Source organism: Fluviicola sp. (assembly GCF_030151805.1).
In the GTDB taxonomy this organism is placed as follows: Bacteria; Bacteroidota; Bacteroidia; order Flavobacteriales_D; family Crocinitomicaceae; genus Fluviicola.
Genome location: NZ_JASLCN010000442.1, coordinates 1 through 6765, shown reverse-complemented (window position 1 = coordinate 6765; position 6765 = coordinate 1). Strand labels below are relative to the sequence as shown.

Below are 6765 nucleotides of genomic sequence, written 5' to 3'. Positions count from 1 at the left end.
TGCGTCTGACCGCGAATATATGGATGTGTATCTTACTGCAGAAAGGTGGAACGGAGATATACAAAACATGGAACCGCATAAATGCGATGACTTGAGTTGGTTTTCATTGACTGCTTTACCAGAAAACCTGCTATCTGAAGTGAAATTTGCCCTGGAAAAAATACAGCAAGGCATCTTTTTCAGCGAAGTAGGCTGGTAGTTTTAGTGGCCTTTTCTTTCAGCTTCAATTCTCCGGAAATATTAAACAAATCCCTGTTTTTCAGTATTATTGCGTATATTAGGTAGTAACGTAAAACTATTCACACCATGAAAAACATCTTTTCGGATGCGATAGAAATCGCTGATTTGGAAATGGCCGAAAAAGTGATTCAGGGAAACCTGGAAACTTTTTTGGCAGTGTTTGATTCCAGTCCTGCCTGTATGTCCATAACAACATTAGAAAGAAGGTATTTAAGGGTAAACAAACGTTTTGTAGAAATATATGGTTTTGAGGAAGCGGAAGTGGTTGGACGAAACGCGCGTGAACTAGGCATTCTGGATCCGATAGAACATGAACGGGTTTCCAGTATTATCCGGGAAAAAGGACGAATAAAAAATGAAACCATCAAATGCAAAGCGAAAGATGGAAGGGTGATTTATGCAATAAGTTCGATTGAAAATATGGAAATCAACGGGCAAAGATACCTGGTTTCATCTTTTTTGGACATCTCGCCGATTTTGCAGCAGCAGCAACTTATCGAGCAGCAAAATAAGGATATGCTGGAGAGTATCCGTTATGCCAAACTCATTCAGAAAGCAATATTTCCTTCAAAAGCACAATTGGATGCCATTCTTGCAGAATCCTTTGTACTGCTTAAACCAAAGAACATTGTAAGCGGGGATTTTTATTGGATCAAGGAACATCATGATAAGATTTTTATTGCTGCCTGTGATTGCACCGGACATGGTGTTCCGGGAGCATTTATCAGTATTATCGGGAACAATTTGTTGAGTAAATGCATTACAGATTATGGGCAAACAAATCCTGCTGATATATTAAATCAGTTGAACAATGAGTTTCAAAACGCGAATAAGAAAATCATTGACAGCAGTTATGAAATAAAAGATGGAATGGATATCGCGCTGTGCGTCATTGATAAATCAAAAATGACCATGGAATATGCCGGAGCTTATAATCCGATTTACCAGGTGAAAAACGGAACACTTATCAAGTTGGCGACGGATAAAATTCCGATTCACCTTTTTTCAAAAAACACGGATAAAAAATTTACGAGTTACCAGATAACGATTGAATCGGGCGATAGTTATTATCTTTTTAGCGATGGTTATGCAGACCAATTTGGCGGGGAAGAGGGGAAGAAATTCAATTACAGAAATTTCCAGGAATTAATCCTTTCGATCCAAAATCTGACCATGGCGGAGCAGCGAAAAGTGTTCAATGAAACAATCGAAGAATGGAAAATCAGATCCCATGAGGAGCAAACAGATGATATTTTAATCGTTGGTTTTAAAGTGCTGTGAAGAAGGAAAACGGTATGAGCCGTAATTCAAGTGTTTTTTCGTCATTTAAGTACGTGAATCACTTCCAAATTATTCGTTCCGAATCCTGGACAATCAACCGGTGAATAACTGCTTTTAGAGCTTGTTAGTTTGAAGTTCCTTTTCTTCAGAAAGGATTTTTGAGAGTGTGTAAGATTTTTATTTTTTACGACGAATAAATTTAAAAAGTCGACAAGTGTATTTAATTTCTCGACGAAGGTAAATATAAAATAAACGATTTACAACTTTATTATTCGTTAAATAGGTTATAATATAGCAGAGTTACTGCAACTTTAAGCGTATGAAGCCTCGACTCCTCAAAAGTGGGAGCAAAAGCACGGGTGTTTTTGCCCTTCCGAGCGTTCGTCTATTTTATGCATTCCTATTTATTTATGGGTTTTTCGCGCCAAATGCGTTTGCACAAACCCACCTTCCGGAATGCACGGCGACAGTTCCCTTTTTTAATCTGGACTTATCCGCCTCACCGGATATGTCATACACTACACCAGAAGTGGTACGCCAACCAGGCTGCTGCGGTGATGGAGATAACTATATTTCCTTTTATGTCATACTCAATCCGAATGTAGCTCAATTTGAAATTGTGGTCGCTCCGGGTTATGCTGATCCGGGAGGTTCCGGAAACTACAACATTATTTCAGGAGGCGATCTAACGACTCCAGGCTCATGCGGAGTACAAATTCCCGGAGGTTCGCCGATATGTATAACGGGTTCAGGTCCTCACAAAATCATTTACAGTAAGCCGGGAAAAAACAAGATTAAGTATATCTTCCGGCAAATACCGAAGCCCACATTCCCGGCAGATCAGTCGACGAGAATTGGTTGTTCACTTCCGCTAAGCATTTTCGGATTGAATAGCATTACGATTACTTCGATCAATTCATCCACGGGCAATACTACTCCGGGGGCATACAACTCCTTGTTGAGCTGTACCAATTGTAGTAATCCAAGTTTTAGTCCCGGTTTAGGCACTCCGAGTTGGATTGATTACAAAATTTGCGGAACACCTCAAGCGGCGGTTTGTGGAGTTTTTCAAAGTTGTGATACGGTACGTCTGTATACTTACGGTGCCTTAGCAGTGACTACTACTCCTAATCCGGCGACGTTCTGCCAGGGAGGAAGCGGTGTTTTGCTTACCGCTACCGCTACAGGTGGAAACGGGATATATACCTACCGATGGCGCAACAGTTCCGGAACAATTGTTTCTAATTCCAGCACCTATACTGCCACTGCGGCGGGAACGTATACCGCGGAAGTAACTGATGATTTGTCAACTGCTACGTGTCCGGATGCTTTTGTATCTGTTCCTGTTAATATAGCGACTACTCCGGTTGTAAATGCAGGTGCTGATCAAATTGTTTGTGCAACCAGACCTACGGTTCTGCTGCAGGCTACTTCTACTACCGGAAGTGGAGTTTGGTCGGGTGGAAGCGGTTCGTTTCAACCAAATGCATCTTCTTTGATTACTTCCTATACGCCGTCAGCAGCAGAAATCAACAATGGCAGCGTTACATTGGCGTTCACCTCAACAGGTGCGGGTGGTGGTTGTTTAAACAGCAGTGATCAAATGACAATTACGCTTTCTGATACGGTTGTTTCTCAACCGATGGCAGGCAATATTTCCTGCTATAATGGCTCAACGACTATTAATGCCGGGCAAGCGGGAGGTACTGCACCCTTTACTTATTTATGGAGCACCGGTTCTTCCGGAAATTCAATTTCGGTAACGGCCGGAACTTATTTACTGACCGTAACGGATCAATACGGGTGCTACGGTACAGCTTCGGTAACTGTTGCCCAGTCTGGGCCTTTAGCTTTGAATTTGTCGACTACAACAGCGAGTTCACCAACGTGTAACGGAACTGCTTCTGTTGCTATCAGTGGCGGAACGCCTCCCTATTCGATTTTATGGACAAACGGCCAGACAACAGCAACTGCGGGTTCCCTTTGTGAAGGGATTGTTAGTGTCACTGTTACCGATAGTCACGGATGTACCATCACTCAATCTGCTGTTGTCAATAATACTTTCTGCAATACTTTTGATGTGGGAATCAGCTCCAGTACCAATGTTAGTTGTCATGACGGACATGATGGTTCTGCAACCGTAAGCATTGTCAGTGGCGGAACGGCTCCGTTTTCCTACAGCTGGAATACATCTCCGGTACAAACAGGAACAACGGCGACTAATCTTGCATCCGGAACGTATAGTGTGACTGTCACAGACAATTCAGGTTGCCGGGATGTGGCTGCGATTACCATTCTACAACCTACTGTTATTACAAATACGGTAACACATGTGGATGTATCCACCATTGGTGGAAGTAATGGCTCTGCCATGGCAAATCCATTGGGAGGTACCCCGGGCTATGCTTATTTATGGACGCCGGGCGGACAAACAACACAAACTGCTACCAACTTGTCTTCAGCAGTAGGTGGTCTTACATATCAGGTTGCAATTACAGATGCCAATTCGTGTTTGCTGAACGACAGCGTTCACATCAACCAACCACCATGTAATGATTTCATTGCTTCCGTAAATGCAACAAAGGTAAGCTGTAATGGTTTGACGAATGGTGCGGCATCTTTGGTAATCGCGAATGGAACTTCACCGTTTTCAATCTCCTGGTCAAACGGGGTGCATAACACTATGAATATCAGTAACCTCTCATCGGGGAATTATACGGTAACGGTAACAGATTCCAAGAACTGCTCAACGTTCAGTAATTTTTCCATCACGCAGCCGGCCCCGCTTTCCATTTCATTAGTACCAACGAATGTTTCCTGTAACGGCGCAAACGATGGAACAATTGACCTGACAGTTAGCGGCGGGACATATCCATACACTTTTTCCTGGTCGTTGGGAGGAAATACCATTGCAAGTCATGAGGATCTGATACACTTATCTCCGGGAACCTATTCGGTCGTTGTTACCGATGCCAAAGGCTGCAATGTTTCCGGAAGCGTAGGAATCATGCAACCTGCTGCGATATCAACTACTTATACCTATACAGACAATCCATGTTATGGTAATTCACTTGGCTCTATTGATTTAACTGTGGCTGGTGGTTCTGTTCCTTATACTTATGCCTGGACAGGTCCTTCCGGTTTTACTGCAACTTCACAGGATTTATCCGGGTTAAACACGGGGCTTTATCAGATGACCGTAACGGATTTACATGGATGTTCAACTGTATTAACAGTAGATGTCTACATCAATCAGCCTGAAGTATTATCCGCCTCAACTTCGATGTCGCAACAAGTGGGTTGTGCCGGCGGAAGCGATGGTGCAATTGCACTTACGGTACAAGGTGGTACGGCTCCATATTCTTATGCGTGGACAGGTCCATCATCTTATTCATCAACAGTTGAAGATATTTCCGGATTGATTGCCGGGAACTACCAGGTAAACATAACCGATGTACACGGCTGTTCCGTTTCGGCTTCTGCCAGTGTTACAACGGTATTGGATACCGTTTCGCCTGTCATTTCCTGTACAACAGATAAAGCTGTGTTTACAAGTTCAACTGCATGTACATACACCGTTCCGAATTTATCCTGGAATGCTGCAGCGACAGATAACTGTTTATCGGCAAGTTTAACTTATACTTTAAGTGGGGCTACAACGGGCACCGGAATCAACTTGCAGGGCATTGTGTTCAATCAAGGAGTTACTTCAGTGACGTGGGTGGCAACAGACGGACTCGGAAATGCAGATACCTGCGTGTTTCGTGTGACTGTTACCGATAATGTAAATCCGGTTATTACACAATGCGGTCCGTCGACACCTGCTTCCGTACAGGCCAATACCGGAGTGTGTACCTATACGCATTCAGGCACTGCCTGGGATGTTGCAGCCACAGATAATTGTGGTATTGATTCAGTGCGTTACAACTTATCCGGAGCAACAACGGGTTCCGGAACTTCTTTGGATGGCGTTGTTTTTAACCTCGGAATAACAAGCGTTACCTGGACAGTCAGTGATGCTGCCGGAAACTCGGTGGCTTGCTCCACCACAGTTACGGTAACTGACAATCAGTTACCGACTATCATATCCTGTGGAGGGAGTGGAACGCAAAATGTGTTGGCTGATACAGGTGTTTGTACGTATACGCATACCGGCACCGCCTGGGATGCAAGCGCTGCAGATAATTGTTCAGTAGTATCGGTCACTTATACACTGAGTGGTGCAACTACCGGCACAGGAACTACATTGAATGGTGTTGTTTTCAACCAGGGAACAACGTTGGTAACGTGGGAAGCTCAGGATGGAAGCGGAAATTTTTCAGTCTGTACATTTAATGTAATTGTTGGTGATAATCAAAGTCCGCTTATCAGCAATTGTTCAGCTATCGGCAATCAGATAGTGAACGCGAATACCGGGGTTTGTACTTATACCCTTAGCAGCAATAGCTGGAATGCAATTGCAACGGATAATTGTACTGTCAGTTCGCTGGCTTATAGTTTAAGCGGAGCAACGACAGGTACAGGAACTTCTCTCAATGGAGTTCAATTTAACCTGGGAGTAACTACCGTTACCTGGGTTGCAACGGATGCGGCAGGAAATAAAGCGAGTTGTACGTTTACTGTTACGGTAAATGATACGCAGCTTCCCGCAATCTTATCTTGTGGTGCAACCGGTAATCAATCGGTGGTTGCGGATGCCGGACAATGCACATACGCTCAGACTTCAAATGCATGGAATGCAAGTGCCAGTGACAACTGCTCTGTTGCTTCCGTGAACTATGTCCTTACAGGTGCTACATCGGGAACGGGAATCAGTCTTTCAGGTGTTGTATTCAATCACGGAACAACAACCGTTACCTGGACTGCTACAGATGGCTCCGGAAATACCTCTTCCTGTACATTCAATGTATTGGTAAGCGACAGCCAGTTACCAATGATCCTATCCTGTGGTGCAACCGGTAATCAATCAGTAGTTTCTGATGCCGGGCAATGTGCTTATACTCAAACTTCTACCACATGGAATGCGAGTGCAAGTGACAATTGTTCTGTTGCTTCTGTGAACTACGCTCTCACCGGAGCAACAACAGGAACAGGAACCAGTCTTTCAGGGGTTACTTTCAATCTCGGAACAACAACCGTAACCTGGACTGCCACAGACGGCTCAGGAAACTCTTCCTTCTGTACATTCGATGTAGTAGTGAGTGATAATCAGCTACCGACTATCGTATCTTGCGGAGCTGCCGG

2 protein-coding genes and 1 pseudogene are annotated in these 6765 nt (G+C 44.0%); all 3 read left to right on the top strand.

All coding sequences use genetic code 11. The annotated features are described in order from the left end of the window. A pseudogene (locus tag Q1V93_RS16740) lies at positions 1-199 on the top strand (hypothetical protein); the annotation flags it as partial. Between the two features lie 107 nt (positions 200-306). Further along, the gene (locus Q1V93_RS16735; protein ID WP_300666244.1) at positions 307-1521 is read left to right on the top strand and encodes a SpoIIE family protein phosphatase; all 1215 of its coding nucleotides are present in this window, start codon (positions 307-309) and stop codon (positions 1519-1521) included. Positions 1522-1840: 319 nt separating this feature from the next. After that, positions 1841-6765, top strand: a 4925-nt coding sequence (locus Q1V93_RS16730) for an HYR domain-containing protein (protein WP_300666242.1), incomplete at its 3' end; no start/stop codon positions are given.